1 protein-coding gene is annotated in these 419 nt (G+C 68.3%); it reads right to left on the reverse strand.

From position 1 onward, the window contains the following. A partial coding sequence (locus OQ968_RS24825; RefSeq protein ID WP_324682301.1) for an AMP-binding protein occupies window positions 1–419 on the reverse strand: 419 nt, incomplete at both ends.

Raw genomic sequence — 419 nt, forward strand, 5'->3', positions numbered from 1 at the left:
CACCCGTCCAACACGAACAACGCAGCACCCGGAACCGGCAAACCGATCGGCGGTATTCCTGAGCCCGCCGTCAGCGGTGCACTGACCGACGCAAACACCGTGGTCTCCGTGGGGCCGTACACGTTGACCATCAGCCGCCCCGGCGCCCACCGATCCACCACCTCGGCCGGATAGGCCTCACCGCCGACCACCAACGCCATCGAATCCAGGCCGTCCGGCGGCAGCGTCCACGCCGCCGAGGGGGTCAGGCTCAGCACGCTGACCTGCTCCCCGACGAGCAAGGCGTGCAACTCGTCCGGGGAGCGGGTCACCGATTCCGGCACCACCACCAGCCGCCCGCCATGCAGCAGCGCGCCCCAGATCTCCCACACCGAAAAGTCGAAGGCATACGAATGGAACTGCGCCCACACCTGCCCTTC

Origin of the sequence: Mycobacterium sp. 663a-19, from assembly GCF_035616495.1 — a bacterium.
Lineage (GTDB): Bacteria > Actinomycetota > Actinomycetes > Mycobacteriales > Mycobacteriaceae > Mycobacterium.